This window comes from Methylobacterium haplocladii (assembly GCF_007992175.1).
GTDB classification, from domain to species: domain Bacteria; phylum Pseudomonadota; class Alphaproteobacteria; order Rhizobiales; family Beijerinckiaceae; genus Methylobacterium; species Methylobacterium haplocladii.
The window spans coordinates 1-15613 of record NZ_BJZT01000030.1 but is presented as its reverse complement, the minus strand read 5'-3'; the positions used below and the strand labels follow the sequence as shown (position 1 = coordinate 15613).

The following is a 15613-nucleotide window of genomic DNA, read 5'->3' as shown; positions in this document are numbered from 1 at the left end:
ACAGTCAGAAGCAGCATCGATGGCGCGTCTTCATCCGGCAAGACGCGCCATTCTGCGACGGGTACCACACCGGTCCGCCTGCCCATCGGCTCTGGAATATTCACCACCGCGTTCGCCGGCTGGCGGAAGACGTGGATCAACCCGCGAGTTGACGGAGTTCGCCCCGCGCGATGCCGACGAGCGTGCGGATCGCGAGACCGACGATGATCACCGTGGCAAGGCCAAGCAACAGCAGCGCCAGCACATCTGCAGCGATTGCCTGGACATGCCCCGCATAACGCAACGCTGCGACAGCCATGGCGGCGACCGGGAAGCTCACCGCCCACCACGAGATCCGGAACGGGCAGCACCGCGGCAGATCGCGCAGGCGGCCGACGAGCACGGCGAAGACGAACAGGGCGATGAGGAACAGACCCTCCGCCACGGCGTCGACCCGGCCGAACGTCGCGACATAGCTGGAGAAACCGACCGCGAAGGGGGCCACCAGGATCATCAGGGTCGGCCGCTGGGCCGGGGCCAGGGGCTCCTCGAAGACGAGCCGGGCAAAAACCAGGGTGAAGAGGGGGACCGCGAAGAACAGCCCGATGCTCAAGGAGAACATCATCAGGGTCTGAGTCTGCTGCAGACCGAGCGCCGGCCCGGCCAGGGGAACGTCGAGAAGGCCGACCACCGGCACGATCCAGGCCGGCGTTGCGTGGGCGAGCTGGTGCCGGCTGCCCATCCAGCGGCTGACGATCACAAAGGCGAACAGGATCATCCCGCCGGTGCCGAGCATCCAGGCTGCCGCCGCGAGAATTGGGCTGAGCGGCTGGAGCACGAAGGGCATCAGGAGCAGGCTGATGAGCGCCGTCCCGAAGAGATTACCGGCGACCGGATGCCGGAACTCGCTCAGGACACTCGTCCAAGCGGTCACCGCCTTGGCGCCGTAGGCCAACGCCAGGAGGATAAATACGGCGAGCGCGCCCCAGCCGATCGCATCGCCGATGAGCGCGGGCAGACCATAGCGGGCGCTTGCCAACCGCCATCCGACGCTGAGCCCCGTCAGTCCCATCACGGAGCCGAAAAAGCTTACCGGGAGATACTCGAAGAGAGGTTTGCGCGCTGCCGAGGCAGGTCGCAGGTCGTCCCCGGCATGCGGCATCGTCATCGCCGCGTCGTCTCCGTGCAGGCACCCGAGGGGAAACGATCGGGATCAGGCACCGGACAGTCGGCTCTTCGCGAGTGGCAAGCTGCGGATGCGCTGCCCCGTCAGAACGGCGACGGCGTTGACCACGGCCGGAGGGACGCCAGGCAGCCCCGGTTCACCGATTCCACCCATCGGCGCCCCGCTCTCGACGATAGCGACGTGGACGCGCGGCATTCGCTGGCGGTCGAGGATGGGATAGGTATTGAAGTTGCGCGCCTGACGCTGGCCGTCCTCGTAGACAACCTGCTCCAATAGCGTCGATGACAGCCCGAGGGCGGCCGCGCCCTCGACTTGCCGCTTGACGATGGCGGGGTTGACTACGCTGCCCGGATCGATGGCAATCCAAAGGTCATGCACCTTGGCCTCGCCATCCTTCAGCGAGACCTCGGCGATGGTCGCGGTCTCCGAGCCGAAGGGCGAGGCCATGGAGACTCCGCGTGCCCGGCGCGTGCCGTCCTCCGCCTGAAACGTCCCGCCCTTCCAGCCACCGGCGAGGTCGGCGACGGCCTGAAGCAGCGTCCGGTGGCGCGGACTGTCCTTCAGCAGAGCCATGCGCAGGGCGAACGGATCCTTGCTACCCGCTGCTGCGATTTCATCGAGGAAGCTTTCGTAGAAGTAGTCGTTCATCGAGTGTCCGACCGAGCGCCAAAAGGCGATCGTGACCGGGTGCGGCACCTTCACGTAATCGAGGCGCCGGTTCGGAATAGCGTAGGGTTTCTTGTCGAGCCCTTCCACGAGAGACGAATCCACCGGCGACTTGAACAGGGCACCGAACCAGCGTCCGATAGGGCCTTCGCCCACCGCCGTCGTATGCAGGGCGACAGGCATCCCGTCGGTCCCGAGTGCCGCGCGAAATCGGGCGAAGCTCAGGGGACGCACCGCATCCATGCCGAACTCCTCCTCGCGCGACCATAGCACCCGGACTGGCCGTCCGGTCGCCTTGGCGAGCAGGATCGCCTGTGGGAACGGGTTGGCCGGTCCATAGTAGAAGTGGCGACCGAAGAAGCCGCCGAGCATTGGCGAGTGGATACGGACCTGCGCCGGCTGAAGTCCCGCCGTGCCGGCCGCGACCTGTTGGAACAGTTCCGGCATCTGGTTGGGCACCCAGAGGTCGAGGCTGCCATCCGCCTCGAACCGGGCGATGGCCGAGGGGGGCTCGAGCTGGGCATGCGCGAGGTAGGGCGCATCGTATTCCGCCTCGATGACCTTCGCCGCCTTTGCGAAGGCGCCCGCGACGTCGCCCTCCTGCTCCGCGGCGATGCCGGACTCCGTCGTGGATTTCAGTGCGCCGAGCATCGCGGCCGACGAGAACGTCTTCGAGACTGTGGCGATCCCGTCAGCAGCGGGGCTTGTCCAGGTCACTTGCAGCGCCTCGGCGCCCTTGCGCGCCCGCCACCAGCTATCCGCCACGACCGCCACCGCGCCGGGCAGGCGATGCACCGAGTCGATTCCCGGCATGGCACGGATGTCCACCTCGTTGGCGATGGCCTCGGGCTCCGTGCCGAGATGCGGTGCGTGCTGGATCGCCGCGTGGAGCATCCCGTCGAGGCGGATGTCGATCGTGTAGACCGCCCGACCGGTGGATTTGTCGCGCATGTCGAGCCGCGCGACCGGCTTGCCGATCCACCGAAAGCTCTTGGGGTCCTTCAGCGGCACGTCGTCCCGCGGTTGGAGGGCGGCCGCGGCTGGGGCGAGTTCGGCATAGCCGAGGGAACGACCGGAGGCACCGTGGATCACCCGGCCGTCATCGGTGGTGAGCTGATCTTGGGGGAGACCGAGCTTGGCCGCGGCAGCGCGCAGCATCATCTCGCGGGCCGTGGCGCCGAGACGGCGCATGGCTTCGTAGCTGGAGCGGGTCGAGAAGCTTCCACCCGTCATGCGCAGGCCGTTGACGACGGCGTAGTCGGGGCCGGGCGGCGCGCATTCGACGGCAAAGCGCGCCGGGTCGAGGTCGAACTCCTCGCCGATGGTCTGAGCAAGGCCGGTATTGATGCCCTGGCCGCCTTCAACGAACGGGCTCAGCAGGCGCACCGTGCCGTCAGGCCGCATCTCCAGGAAGGCTGCGACCCGCGTGCCGGGCTTGGGCGCGATGGCGGCCGCGCCCTCGGGCCGCTCCCCCGCGCCAACGGGGGCGGGACCGAGGTTGACGCCGAGCACGAGTGCGCCGGTGGCAGCACCGAGAAAGCTTCGCCGCGACAGGTTGCGGATCGGCTCGCGGCGGCAAGCGGTCGGCCAGGAGGGCGTGAGGTCGTTCATGGTGCCGTCTCCCCTCAGGCCGCGGCCTGCCGCACGGCGGCGGCAACGGCGTTGTAGGTGCCGCAGCGGCAGAGATTGGTCATCGCCGAGGCGATGTCGTCCTCGGTCGGCTTTGGGGTTCCCATCAGGAGGCCGGTCGCCGCCATGACCTGGCCGGACTGGCAGTAGCCGCATTGCGGCACCTCGATGCCGACCCAGGCCGCTACGACCCTGGCGCCCACTGGATCCTGCTCGATCGCCTCGATGGTGATGACGCTCTGTGATCCGACGCTCTCCAGCGGGATCTGGCAAGAGCGCGTCGCCTGTCCGTCGAGGAGGATCGTACAGGCGCCGCACTGTCCGATGCCGCAGCCATACTTGGTCCCGCTCAGGCCAAGGGTGTCGCGGAGGACGAAAAGGAGCGGCGTATCGGGCTCGGCCTCGACAGCATGTGGCCGTCCATTAACCGTCAGATTCACCATGGCCGCTTACTCCGAAAGACTCGCCGGACACTGCATCATGAATAAGTCTGGCCGACGCCGTCGCAAACGTCATAAACGCAGCGTTTTCGGACATGCGGCGGCTTCATGCGGCGTGCCTGTTTCGCAGCAGCCCCTGCCGGATCTCCTGCGGGGTCTGACCGTAGATCCGCCGGAAGGCACGGCGCATGCGCTCCCTGTCCGCAAAACCGGATTCCGCGGCGACGACGTCGAGGGAGTGCTGGCTCCGCACGAGCAGAACACGAGCGGCATCGGCACGCAGGCGCTCGATCATCTTGGCCGGCGACAGGCCGAACTCCGCCTGGACCGCCCGGTTGAACTGCCGGGGCGAGAGGCGGGCCGCATCGGCGAGGCGGGCCACGCTGAGCGGTTCCCCCAGATGGCCGCGCGCGAACGCCAAGGCCCGCTGAATTCGGTCGGATTTCGGCTCCAGGTCCAGCAGGTTGGAGGCCTGCGGCTGACCGCCAGGGCGGCGTCGATCGAGGAGCATCCGGCGGGCGACCTCGCGGGCCGCCGCCGCCCCGAGGTCGTCTTCGACCAGCGCCAGGGCCATGTCGATGGAGGCCGTCATGCCGGCCGAGGTCCAGACCGCCCCGTCCCGAACGTAGAGCTGGTCCGTTCCCACTTGCAGGTCGGGAAAGCGCTCCGCCAATTCCGCATTGTCGCGCCAATGAGCCGTTACGCGACGGCCCGCGAGAAGGCCTGCCTCCGCCAGAACGAAGCTACCCCGGCAGAAGGATGCAACACGCCGTGCCTGCCCGGCTGCCCGGCGCACGAACGCGAGGAGGACCGGCGAGCCCGCCCCCGCGCCCGTGGAGGCTCCGACGATCAGGGTGTCGAACGCCGCCTCGCCGGGCGGCTCGGTCATCACGGCAAAGCCCGCATTCGTCTGAACGGGACCGCCCGCCTCAGAGATCAGGTGCAGGTCGTAGGTAGGTTCGCCCGCAACATTGTTCGCGACCTGGAATACCGCCATGGCCGAAAGCGACATCAGCTTCAGGTCGGGGATCGCTAGAACGCCGATGCTCAGCACGGAATTCTCCCGGCGTCCGATTTCCCGCAATTGTTCGGCGAAACTAACAGATTTCGGCGAGGCGGTATCGAATTCGTGACAGAGACCACCTTTGCGACAAAGGTCTTGGCAGATTCGTGCTGGGGGCCCAACGGAGCCGGCTTCGCTTCGAGCTGCTCGAACCAGCCCGAACCGGCATCTTGGCGTGGCTGGAGTGCCGGGGCGGCGTGCTCGACGACTACGCTTTCCCCAGTCGGGTAAACCACGCCGCCCACCTCAGTACGCCCGGCTGGTCGACGAGTGGGTGAAGGGCGTCGGGCTGCGGGCGGAGGACTACGGGACGCACTCGCTGCGGTGGACGAAGGCGTCACCGATCTCCAAGCGCACCGGCAATCTGCGGGCAGTACAGATCCTGCTGGGACACACGAAGATCGAGAGCACCGTGTGCTACCTCGGGGTAGACGTCGAGGACGCACGCGTCCTGGCGGAGAGCGCCGAGATTTGAGCGACGCCCCCCGGCGGCAATGCCGGGGAGCGTTCAAGCCGTCAGGTTGGATTGCGCCCTTCTCGGTCATTCAATCGGCTCGGGCGCCAGCTCGGAAGCGCACGTGCGTGCGAATGGGCGGCAGAAGCATGCCCGCTTGGCGCCGGTAGCGGATGTAGCGGTCGCCGAAGAAGGCGACGAGGTCGCGCTCCTCCAGCTGAATGCCGACGAAAATGTAGGCGGTCGCGATCGCCGCGAACAGGAGATGGCCGACCGTCATGGTTGGCGTTGCCCAAAAGGCGATGACGAAGCCGAGGTAGATCGGATGCCGGACGTACTTGTAGAGGAAGGGCGTCGTGAACGCGGCCTTACCCTGCGCAGTCGCGTTCAAGCCCTGGAATGCCTGCTTCAGCCCGAAGAGGTCGAAATGGCTTATCATGAAGGTGCTCAGGAGCACGACGAGCCAGCCGACCCAGTAAAGCCCGGTGAGGAGGGACGCCGCGACCGGCTCGGAGACCGACCACACGGTCGCCGGGAGCGGGCGCCACTGCCAGAACAACAACAGCAGTGCGAGACTCGCCAGAAGAACGAAGGTGCTCCGCTCGACTGTCTTCGGTACGAAGCGCGTCCACCAAGCCTTGAAGCGCGGTCGTGCCATGACGCTGTGCTGGAGCGCGAAGATGGTGAGCAGGGCGACGTCGGCGACGATGGCGAGCCATGGCTCGCCGACGAGCCCATCATCGACAGTCTTCGGACCGAAGCCACCTCCGAGGAAGCCGACTGCGAAGAGGAAGGACAAGAGGAAGATCGCGTAGGAGACGAGGGCGTAAAGGATGGCGGCAGCGCGCGACATGGAAGATCTCCGTCGAAGAGAGCGTGATCGGCCGTGTTCCGAGGACTTGTCACGGCCCAGCGTCGCGCGGCTCGCGCCTTCATCGGACGGATCGCCCGCCCGGGTCCGTGATCGCCGTCACGGACCCGGGCGCCAGGCGGACAGTCTGCTATCGGTCAATTCGTGCCCAGGACAGTCGCCCACGCTGCCGGCCCAACCGCTCCAAACCATCAGTCTGATCCTCGGTACGCTGCGGTGGGCAGGCATCCGCGGTGCCGCCGGGCCTCGCTTCTCGCGTTCGAACACGCATGCCGGTGCGCCGACGCCAGCGGATCGGGAGCCAACACGGGATGCTTCCTCGGTTCGACACTGCTCCGATCACAGAAACGGGTGTTCTCCGGCGCCGCCGCACTGCGCCCTGCACGAACATTCTTGGCTGATCCGCTCAGTCTCCCATGCGGACATCGGCCGTAAGCTGCGCGTCATGTGAGGGCGGATTTCGACCAGACCGAATTGAGCATGCCGGACAACCGGATCGGACGACGTCCGCCGACGGGTCAGCGCGGTGAACGTTCGGCGAAATCGTCCTGAAATTCCTTCAGCTCGACCGCGTTGAGATCGGACACGGCCCAGAAGGTAAGCCCGGCCTGCTGCCAGCCGAGGATGTTGTAGCCCTCGATCGCGCCAGGCTTCGGCACATGGCTGCCCGACGGCCACAGGAACAGGTTGATGACGTGGTTGTGCCGCTTGTAGATCAGCGCGGCCACGACACGATTGTCGATATAATCGAGCCGGCCGCCGACGAGCGGGAAGCTCTGTTCGGCAAGGTCGACCACCGGCGGCGCGAAATCGATCTTACCCAGGAACCACGGCTTCACCGTGTGCTGGTCCGAGGTCTGGACGTCCGTGAGGTGGCTCGCCAGCAGCGAGCGGACATGACCGGCGACGAGCTGTTTCGCGATGTCATCGCCCTCGACCGGCCGCGTGATCACCACCGCGAGGGCGAGACTGGCTGCGAGTGCCAGCCCGCTCGGCACCATGGCCCAGCCCTGCACCGCCTCGCGCAGTCGCGAGAGCCAGCCGTGGCGCGGCGCAGGCTTCGCCGGAGCCGTGCGCGCTTCCTCCTGGGCCAGCGAGGCGACGATCCTCGCGCGAAGGTCGTCGGGAGCGCGCCAAGCGACGCCGCCGCCGGCCAGGGCGGCACGGAGCGCGTGCAATTGCTCGAGCTCCCCCGTGCAGGCCGGGCATCGGGCGATATGGGCCTCGCAACGCAGGATGTCGGCGGCATCGAGCTCACCGTCGACCAGGGGGTGCAGCAGTGCGGATTCTTCGCAAGGCGGATCGGGCTGGCGCGTCATGGCCGGTCCTCGCCGCTGCGGCCGCGCCAGGCCTCGCCGAGCATCTGCCGAGCCCGGGCGAGCCGCGACATCACCGTGCCGATCGGCGTCTCCGTGACGTCGGCGATCTGCTTGTAGGAAAGGTCGTCGAACTCGCGCAAAATCAGGACCTCGCGGAAGGCGTCCGGCAGCGCCTCGATCAGCCGGCGGATCAGGCTCGCCTCACTTTCGCGCAACAAGGCGGATTCGGGGGTGTCCTGATCGGGATCGAACAGCTCCCGGTCCGTCGTATCGGCATCCGGCATGGCCCCGGCCTGTGCTAGCGGCACCAAAGGCTCGCAGAGCGCACGAACCCGGCTTCGCTCGGTGGCCCAGCTGCGCGCACAGTTGCGCACGATGGTGAGGAGCCACGCCCTGGCATCGCCGCCGCGGAACCCGTCGAAGCCCCGGAATGCCCGCAGAAAGGCGTCCTGCACGATGTCGTCGGCGGCATCCGCGTCGCGGGTCAGGAAGCGAGCGAGGTTGTAGGCGGCATCGAGATGCGGAAGCACCGTCTCGCGAAAGCCCGCGCCGCCCATCGAGGATGTCGGATGGACACCGGGCACGGGCCGCGCGGGCTCGCCCGCAAAAGCCGCGCCCTCGACGGCCGCGCTGGCGTGCGACAGCCAGGAGGCGATGCGCCGCGACACGGCGCCAAGGCAGGCCGACATCGGCATGGCGGTGCTTGCCACCCGCATGGACCATCCGGCCTCCATCAGCGCGTCCGCTCTCACGCGATCGCTCCCGCATCCGCCACCGGCTGCCCCGAGGCCATGCCGCCTCAGCCCGCCGGGGGCTTCACCACGACCTTGCCGGTCATGTGCGGGTGCAACGAGCAGAAGTAAGGATACTCCCCCGGAGCGTCGAAGGTGAAGGTGTAGCGGTCGTCGGTGTCGAGCGTCTTCGAGCGGAATTGCTTGGTTTGCGAGACCACCGTGTGGGGGATGTCGTCGCCGTTGATCCAGGTCACGGCCGTGCCCGGCGCGACGGTCACCAGATCCGGGCCGAAGGTGAAGTTGTCGATACGGATGGTGACGGCCTCGGCAGCCATCGCCCCCGATGCGTGCGTCGAGGCGAGCATCTGGGCGGCGACGGCAGCACCGAGCCAGAGTCGGATGCGCGGATTCATGAGGGCGAACGATGCGGCCATGGCGGGCTCCTGATCTCGCGGGAGGGATTGGCGTCAGCCGGCGAGCGGGCTGTCGATGACGGCGAGCGGCGCGTTGCCGTGCACCAGGGTGACGCTGGCGATGCCGAGATGGCGCCTCAAATCGCCGGCCGGCACCTTCATCGGCCCCGGTGAGGGGGCGCTGCCGGGCGCGGGCTGCGGGAAGGCCGTCGAGCGCGCGGTGTGGAAGGCGACGTTGCCCTCGACCTTCTGAATGATCTGATGGATGTGCCCGTTCAGCACGGTCACCGAGCCGAACCGCTTGAGCAGCGCGAGGGCGCGGGCACCGTCCTGGGTGCCCCAGCCCCATTCGGGATAGACCGTCCAGAGCGGGATATGGGCGAAGACGACGACCGGGGTGCTCGTGGACAGTCCCGCGACGTCCCGCTCCAGCCAGTCGAGTTGCTCTGCGCCGAGATTCCCGAGGCCACCGGCCTTCAGGTCGACGACGTTGACGAGCCCGATGAAATGCACGCCGCTTTGGTCGAAGCTGTACCAGCCGGCGCCGCGTGCTCCCTTGCCGTAACGGCTGAGATAGGCGCGGCCCTGCTCGTCGTCGAGCAGGTCGTGCTCGCCGGGCACGAAGAACAGGGGCACGCCGGTCTCGCGCAGGATCTGGTCGGCATCGTCGAACTCCCGATCTTTCGACAGGTGGCTGATGTCACCGGTGTGGATGATGAAGGACGGCTTCTGCGGCAGCGTGCGGATCTTCTCGACTGCCTCGCGCAGGGTGCCGAGGGCATCCGGGTTCGCCGGCTTGTTGAAGCCGACATGGCTGTCGCTGATCTGGAGGAAACTGAAGGGCATCGGCGACGCCTCGGCCGCCAGCGCCCGCTCCAGCCCCATCGCTCGCGGAAGGCCCCCTCCCAGCGTCCAGACGAGGCCGGTGCCGGCCCAGACCATGCACTCGAGCGCGCCGCGGCGGCTCGGTCGCGCCGGATCGTCGTTCGAATCCGTGGGATCGTGCATGGTCCGGCTCCGTGTCGTTCGGGGACGTGGGCGTCCCTTGCGGATCCAGACCGTCCGATGGCCAGGGTTATTCCCGGCACTGCAAAATAAACCGGTGCGCCATTCTCGATGGTATGCGCGCGTGCCGGGTCGTTGCTCGACTCTCGATGAATTTCTATTTCGAGCCCGGGAATAAAGCAGCCCGGTGCGTAGTCTGGTTACCGTGAGAGGCCGAGAGCCCCTCGTTCGAAGTCAGCACAGCCAAGATCTCGAACAGTGTTCAGATGGCAGGAGGACGAGTTCGGCATCGTGCCGGATCTCGGGCCGCCCGCGTCACAGACCCCGGCTGGCTGCCCCCCAAGGAGACCGACATGACGATCCATCGCCTCACCCGCAGCGCCCGAGCCCCCTTCCGGACTGCCGCCGCCATCCTGCTTCTGCTGCCGGTCGCGGCATCGCCGGCCTTCGCAGCCCATCGGCACGCGCCGCGCATCGGCGACGTTCCGACGCGCTACGACAGTTTCGACCTGGCCGATCCAAGTCGTCCCGGCAGCAACCGTTCGATTGGCGACTTCGGCCTCCCCGGGCGCTCTTTGCGCAGCAGCACGCTCGGCAATGCGGAGTTTCCGGAGCGCGACCCGATAGCGCAGAACCTCGGCATGACCTCGGGCGGCGGCTCGAACTAATGTCGCTTACAGAACTCCCGTTCACCGAGAGTTCTCGCGCGACCCGGCAGGGCGCAGCGGGCGTTTCGTGAAAAGCACCGAGCGCATCAGCCCGAAACACCTTCCGGCTTGAACTGACCTATGAGGAGGCATCTCCCCCTGCCGCGGCGGTTTTCAGTCCGTCGCGACTGAGGATGCGGCACCGCCCGCGGCCGAGTTTGACCCAGCCGCGCCGCTTCCACGCCTGCAGGTGCCGGTTGACCGTCTCTCGGGTTGTGTTGGCGAACACGGCCAACTCGTCCTGGGTAACCCGTACATCGTCACCGTAATCGTCGGCCAAGGCCGCAAGGCGGCGCCCGATGCGGGCGGCGGGGGTTAGGAAGTTCGTCTCCTCCATGCGATCGCTCATCCAACGGACGCGCTCGCACAGAAGCTCGATGATGCGGAGCGCGATATCGGAGTCCCGCGCGAGCAATGCGAGGAAGTCGCTACGATGGATGACGGAGAGGGTGGTGGCCTCGGTGGCAACGGCTTCGGCGGTGCGGGGTCGGCCGTCGAGGAGAGCGATCTCGCCGAAGATGTCGCCCGGACCGAGAAGATTGAGCGTGAGTTCGCGCCCCTCGGCGGTTCGCGTGGCGATTCTGACCTCTCCACGACGCACGGCGTAGAGGGCCTCGCCCGGGTCGTCCTTTCGGAACAGCGTCTCGCGGGCCGCCAATTCGCGATTCACGCAAAGGCGCGCCACACTCTGCAGCGATTCGTTCCTGAGCCCGACAAAGAAAGAATTCGCAGATAGGAGCCGTACAAGCTGGACGGTTTCAGGCATGGCCATCGCCCTACGAGGCCTTATAGATTTACCAGAACGGGCGGCATGTGCAACATTCATGACGCGAGCATTCGCGGTCATAGGCGAATGCTTGATGAAAATATCTGCCCGAACCAAAAGTTTTGTTAGTGTTCCGCAATCTGGGACCGGAATAAGCAGGCCGCCGACAGCGAGTCATGCATATACAGCATTCGCTTGTTTCGCCACTGATAAGCGGACGATATATGCCATCGATCCGACTCGACTTGGCGGCAAAGACCGGCTCGGCCCCGATGGCGGCCGCGATCGGTCAAGCCTTCGGCAAGCATGAAGCCGATGCCGTTCCGCCTCGTCGATGCGTGTACGGGCGAATGGCGTTCGTACGAGACCCAGAGCGGTTGTGCACGCCATGATCCGAACATGGGCACCCCTACACCGGTCCTTGTTCGCAAAGTACTTCGTCGTACTGTTCGCCACCTTGGCACTCCCTCTCTTTGCGAACGCTGGCTTGGAAGCCTGGTTCGGCTACCGGGATCGCCGCGAGCAGCTGCACGAGCAGCTCGGCTTGGAGGCGCGTGCTGCGGCCTTTCGCATCCGGACCTTCATCGACAATATCCGCGAACAGCTCGGTTGGATGGTTCAGCTCTCCTGGACGGCGGCACCCGAGGACCGCCACAGGGTCGATGCTTCGCGGCTGTTGCGACAAGTGCCTGCCATCATGACCCTTGCGCTCGTCGACGGCGACGGCAGAGAGCGGCTGCACGTCTCGCGCGTCGATCTGAACCGTGTGGATAGCCGCTCCGACCTCTCGGCAGACCCGGCCGTTGCGGGCGCTCGGGCGAACCGGGTTTGGTACGGGCCCGTGACCTACCATCGCGGCTCCGAGCCGTTCGTGCTGGTCGCGGTCGCTGGCAATCGGGCCTCGGTCGGTGTCGCCGTCGCAGAGATCAATCTCAAACTCATCCAGGAAGTCGTCTCCGGCATCCGGGTGGGCGAGACCGGGCAAGCTTTCGTCCTGGACGGCCCGGGGCGGCTGATCGCGCATCCCGACATCAACTTCGTGTTGCGGGGGGCGGACGATCCGGCAACGCGTCCCCTGGTCAAGCTGCGCGACGTCATCCGCACGTCCAGCGGTTCCGCGACGGGGCGGGATGCCGCGGGGCAACGCGTCATCGCCTCGATGGCCGCCATCGCGGCCGTCGACTGGACGGTGATCGTCATGCTGCCGGTAGCAGAAGCGTTCGGGCCAATCTCGAAAGCGCTCCTCCGTACGGGGGCGTTGCTTATCCTCGGCGCGCTTTTCGCAGCCGGCCTCGCCTATTGGCTCGCACGGCGCATGACCGGGCCGATTCAACGCCTCGAATACGGCACCGAGCAGATCGGCGCGGGGCACTTCGAGCACCGGATCGCGATCACCTCGGCCGACGAACTGGGCCGGCTCGCAGCGCGCTTCAACGCCATGGCGGGCGAATTGGCTCTCTCGCAGGAGCGTCAAGAACGCATCGCGCGTCTGAAGCACTTCCTCGCGCCCCAGATCGCCGAGCTCGTCGACCGCGCCGGCGACGACAACGTCCTCGACGGCCAGCGTGTCGACGTCGCCGTGATTTTTTGCGACCTGCGCGGCTTCACGGCTTTTTCCGCAGCCTCCGCACCCGAGGCGGTCATGGAGGTGCTCAACGCGTACTTCGAGGCGCTCGGCCGAGCGGTCACGGCTCATAGCGCCACGCTGATCTCCTTCACCGGCGACGGCCTCATGGCCATTCTGAATGCCCCCGTCCGTTCGCCGGATCCCGCCTTTGCCGCGACGTGTCTCGCGATCGACATGCAGACCGCGGTTCAGACACTCATCGCGACATGGCGCCGAAAGGGATACCGGATCGGTTTCGGTGTCGGCGCCGCCATGGGAACGGCAACGGTCGGGCGGATCGGATACGAGGAACGCTACGACTACACCGCGATCGGTCCTGTCGTGAACCTGGCGGCCCGCCTCTGCGCGTCCGCAGCCGACGCGCAGATCCTGATCGACGTCGTCCTGGCCGAAGCCGTCTGCGGGCGCGCGGCCGTGACCTCGCTCGGATCACGGCCCTTGAAGGGGCTGAGCGGCGAAGTGCCCATCTACGCCGTCTCCGACCATCTCTCGCGCGGATCCTGATCACGGACGTCCGCCCCGCTCATTCGATCACCGTGTCGGCGCCGCTCAAGAGGGACGATGGGACCGTCAGGCCCAGTCTGCCGGCGGTTCTCGCATTGATGAAAAGCTCGACTTTCGTGACGAGCTGCACCGGCAGATCGGAGGCGCGCGCGCCTTTCAGTATTTCACCGACGTAGAGTCCGGCCTGGAGATGCGACTGCGTGAAGTCGCCGCCGTAGCTCATGAGACCGCCGGAGAGAACGAAGTCCCGCGACTGCGTCACAGCCGGCAGGGCGTAACGGAGAGACAGCTCGGCGAGGTACCGACTGCGGTTGGCAAAGTAAGGATCGGAGGTGAAAACCAGACCGCTCTTCCGGCCATCGGCAAGTCTCGAGAAGATCGGCTCGAAATCCTCCTGGCGGCTGACGGGTGAGACGTGAAGCCGGATACCGAGTGCGCTGGCCGCTTCATCGAGGGACTGCAGCTGCGAGTGCGCGGTCGGACTGGTCGGGTTGACGACCACAGTGAATTCCGTCGCATTCGGAACCACTTCCCGCAGAAATTCCAGTCGCTTTCTCGAGACGTCGACGCTCAGGCTGGAGACACCCGTGACGTTGCCGTCCGGCCGCGCCAGATTGTCCACGATGCCAAGGGCAACGGGATCTCCTCCCATTTCGAAGATGATCGGAATCGTCGCTGTCGCCGACTTCGCCGCGAGCGCGACAGGGGCTCCGCCCGGTGCTGCGAGCACCGTGACCCGCCGCTCGACGAGGTCTTTCGCAAGCCCCGGCAGCCTGCCGTAGTGCCCCTCGGCCCAGCGAAATTCGAGCACCACGTTCCGGCCTTCACGGTAGCCCGCTTCAGCCAAACCGTTGCGAAAGGCGGCCAGGCGGGTGGCGAAAAGCCCAGGCGACTCGAGGCCGAGATAGCCGACGACCGGCGGGGCGGATTGTTGTGCGAGGGCCGAGGGCATCCCGGCAACCGTGGCTCCGAGCCAGCCAAGCACGTCCCGCCGTCTCGCGTGATCCACAGAGACGCGCAGAACCTCGGTCGGCTGCTGAGTGAGCGGCCATTGCGTCGTCATCGCGGACGAGTCCGAGAGCCGAATTCAAATTCTATATTATACTGTTTTTGGATATTGCGATGAAAAATCTACAAAACCGGTCGCCCCACATTCATGCGCGCATCGAGACGTCGCGTATCAATAAGATCCACAGGTGAAGCAAAAACCAGGGTGGATGTGCCGCTCAAGGCATATTTTACTGAACCTCGTCCGCATAACGTACAATCTGCGGGCGAGGATATGAGATAATTTGGTTTGCTTTGTGATTGTTCACGATTTTTTGACTGAAGTCTCAGCGCCGACTATAGCAGCTCGAAGTGCCGATGCTGTTATACATCCGGTCGTACCTGTTTTCTCCGCCATCGACAACAGCCAAACATGCATTCATCGTCGGCGGGTCGAGACGCATGTATTGGCTATCGGTGATCTTCGGTACAAGTCTGACACGACTTTCGGCAATTGCCTTTTCGGTAGGCCGGGCCTGCGAAGGAGCGGCGCTCATCGCCAGTGCAGCGGCGACGAATGAGACGGAATAAATATTGGTCATGACATGAGCCTTTCAGGTTGTGCGGCAGGATGGCCGCGGACAACCTGATTTCTCAGACATTGAGGTTTGCCTCTATGATCCGGATCACACTTGCGGAAGTGGGTGCTTCTCGCATGCGCGCCGACGGCATTTGGCTCTGGCACGTTGGAACAGGTCAGCGCGTGATCCGATCGGCCAGGCCCATCGGTCTATGCGCCCTTGCGCATTCCAGCTGAACGCAGCGGTTCTTCGGCGAAGCAAGCTGCCCGATGACCGCTGTCCCGACCTGAGCAAGGGCGCCGATCGTTTGTCGCTGAGACGCCCGAATACGAATCAGAAGTCGCCAAATCGGTCGCCGCGGCCGGGCTCGTAGCAGGTGTACCCGACGAAGCATTGCGGCGTGTCGCGGGCCGGCACGAAGGCGCGCTTTCCGACCTCTGTCGGCTCGCAATAACTCCGGTCGCGCACGAAGCGATCGTAGGTCTGCCCGCCGGTGCCGAGCACGATACCGCCCGCCCCCAGGACGATGGTCCGCGCCTGGGCGCAGGTCATGTCGGTCGTCGAGGGCCGCGAGACAGCGGGAGAGGCCAAGGTCGCCAGGAGTAGTGCGACGAGACCGATCGAGCGGATCATGCGAACGGCCTCCAATCTCTGCAACCGTTGCGTTGCAAGCGAACAAGTT

At 66.0% G+C, this 15613-nt stretch carries 15 protein-coding genes and 1 pseudogene; 3 read left to right on the top strand and 13 right to left on the bottom strand.

From position 1 onward, the window contains the following. Positions 1-136 precede the first annotated feature (136 nt). The 4 genes from MHA02_RS13985 to MHA02_RS13970 form a co-directional block, all read right to left on the bottom strand. A complete protein-coding gene (locus MHA02_RS13985) occupies positions 137-1141 on the bottom strand; it encodes an SLAC1 anion channel family protein (RefSeq protein ID WP_147079703.1) in 1005 nt (334 codons plus the stop codon). A 51-nt stretch (positions 1142-1192) separates the two neighbouring features. Beyond that, on the bottom strand, positions 1193-3442 hold the full coding sequence (locus MHA02_RS13980) for a xanthine dehydrogenase family protein molybdopterin-binding subunit (RefSeq protein WP_147079648.1): 2250 nt from the start codon (positions 3440-3442) through the stop codon (positions 1193-1195). Positions 3443-3456: 14 nt separating this feature from the next. After that, positions 3457-3903, bottom strand: coding sequence for a (2Fe-2S)-binding protein (locus MHA02_RS13975; protein WP_147079646.1), 447 nt, complete (start codon positions 3901-3903; stop codon positions 3457-3459). A 103-nt stretch (positions 3904-4006) separates the two neighbouring features. Then, the gene (locus MHA02_RS13970; protein ID WP_373318333.1) at positions 4007-4954 is read right to left on the bottom strand and encodes a GlxA family transcriptional regulator; all 948 of its coding nucleotides are present in this window, start codon (positions 4952-4954) and stop codon (positions 4007-4009) included. Positions 4955-5094: 140 nt separating this feature from the next. On the opposite strand from MHA02_RS13970, the pseudogene MHA02_RS13965 reads away from it, so the two are divergent. Then, positions 5095-5438 (top strand): annotated as a pseudogene (locus tag MHA02_RS13965) (tyrosine-type recombinase/integrase); the annotation flags it as partial. A gap of 70 nt (positions 5439-5508) precedes the next feature. Here MHA02_RS13965 and mddA read toward each other — a convergent pair. The 5 genes from mddA to MHA02_RS13940 form a co-directional block, all read right to left on the bottom strand. Then, a complete protein-coding gene (gene mddA / locus MHA02_RS13960; protein WP_147079644.1) occupies positions 5509-6270 on the bottom strand; it encodes a methanethiol S-methyltransferase in 762 nt (253 codons plus the stop codon). Between the two features lie 536 nt (positions 6271-6806). Further along, on the bottom strand, positions 6807-7607 hold the full coding sequence (locus MHA02_RS13955) for an anti-sigma factor family protein (RefSeq protein WP_147079642.1): 801 nt from the start codon (positions 7605-7607) through the stop codon (positions 6807-6809). Next, complete coding sequence (locus MHA02_RS13950) at positions 7604-8359, bottom strand: sigma-70 family RNA polymerase sigma factor (RefSeq protein ID WP_244612422.1); 756 nt, start codon at positions 8357-8359, stop codon at positions 7604-7606. The genes MHA02_RS13955 and MHA02_RS13950 overlap by 4 nt, the downstream gene beginning before the upstream one ends. A gap of 47 nt (positions 8360-8406) precedes the next feature. Then, positions 8407-8775 (bottom strand): cupredoxin domain-containing protein, encoded by a 369-nt coding sequence (locus tag MHA02_RS13945; protein ID WP_147079640.1) that lies wholly within the window; start codon positions 8773-8775, stop codon positions 8407-8409. Between the two features lie 33 nt (positions 8776-8808). Next, complete coding sequence (locus MHA02_RS13940; protein WP_147079639.1) at positions 8809-9762, bottom strand: metallophosphoesterase family protein; 954 nt, start codon at positions 9760-9762, stop codon at positions 8809-8811. A gap of 350 nt (positions 9763-10112) precedes the next feature. Here MHA02_RS13940 and MHA02_RS13935 point away from each other — a divergent pair, with 350 nt between their 5' ends. Next, the gene (locus tag MHA02_RS13935; RefSeq protein WP_147079637.1) at positions 10113-10427 is read left to right on the top strand and encodes a hypothetical protein; all 315 of its coding nucleotides are present in this window, start codon (positions 10113-10115) and stop codon (positions 10425-10427) included. 118 nt (positions 10428-10545) lie between these two features. Here MHA02_RS13935 and MHA02_RS13930 read toward each other — a convergent pair whose 3' ends face one another. Beyond that, on the bottom strand, positions 10546-11232 hold the full coding sequence (locus MHA02_RS13930) for a Crp/Fnr family transcriptional regulator (RefSeq protein WP_368736855.1): 687 nt from the start codon (positions 11230-11232) through the stop codon (positions 10546-10548). 388 nt (positions 11233-11620) lie between these two features. On the opposite strand from MHA02_RS13930, the gene MHA02_RS13925 reads away from it, so the two are divergent. After that, positions 11621-13363 (top strand): cache domain-containing protein, encoded by a 1743-nt coding sequence (locus MHA02_RS13925; RefSeq protein ID WP_147079633.1) that lies wholly within the window; start codon positions 11621-11623, stop codon positions 13361-13363. Between the two features lie 19 nt (positions 13364-13382). On the opposite strand, the gene MHA02_RS13920 is transcribed toward MHA02_RS13925, so the two are convergent. The 3 genes from MHA02_RS13920 to MHA02_RS13910 form a co-directional block, all read right to left on the bottom strand. Further along, positions 13383-14315, bottom strand: a complete 933-nt coding sequence (locus MHA02_RS13920; RefSeq protein ID WP_174804675.1) for an ABC transporter substrate-binding protein — start codon at positions 14313-14315, stop codon at positions 13383-13385. 382 nt (positions 14316-14697) lie between these two features. Then, positions 14698-14952 carry a hypothetical protein gene (locus MHA02_RS13915; protein ID WP_147079629.1) on the bottom strand — a complete coding sequence of 85 codons (255 nt, stop codon included), beginning with the start codon at positions 14950-14952 and terminating at the stop codon, positions 14698-14700. Between the two features lie 312 nt (positions 14953-15264). Beyond that, the gene (locus tag MHA02_RS13910) at positions 15265-15564 is read right to left on the bottom strand and encodes a hypothetical protein (protein WP_238180167.1); all 300 of its coding nucleotides are present in this window, start codon (positions 15562-15564) and stop codon (positions 15265-15267) included. Positions 15565-15613 lie beyond the last annotated feature (49 nt).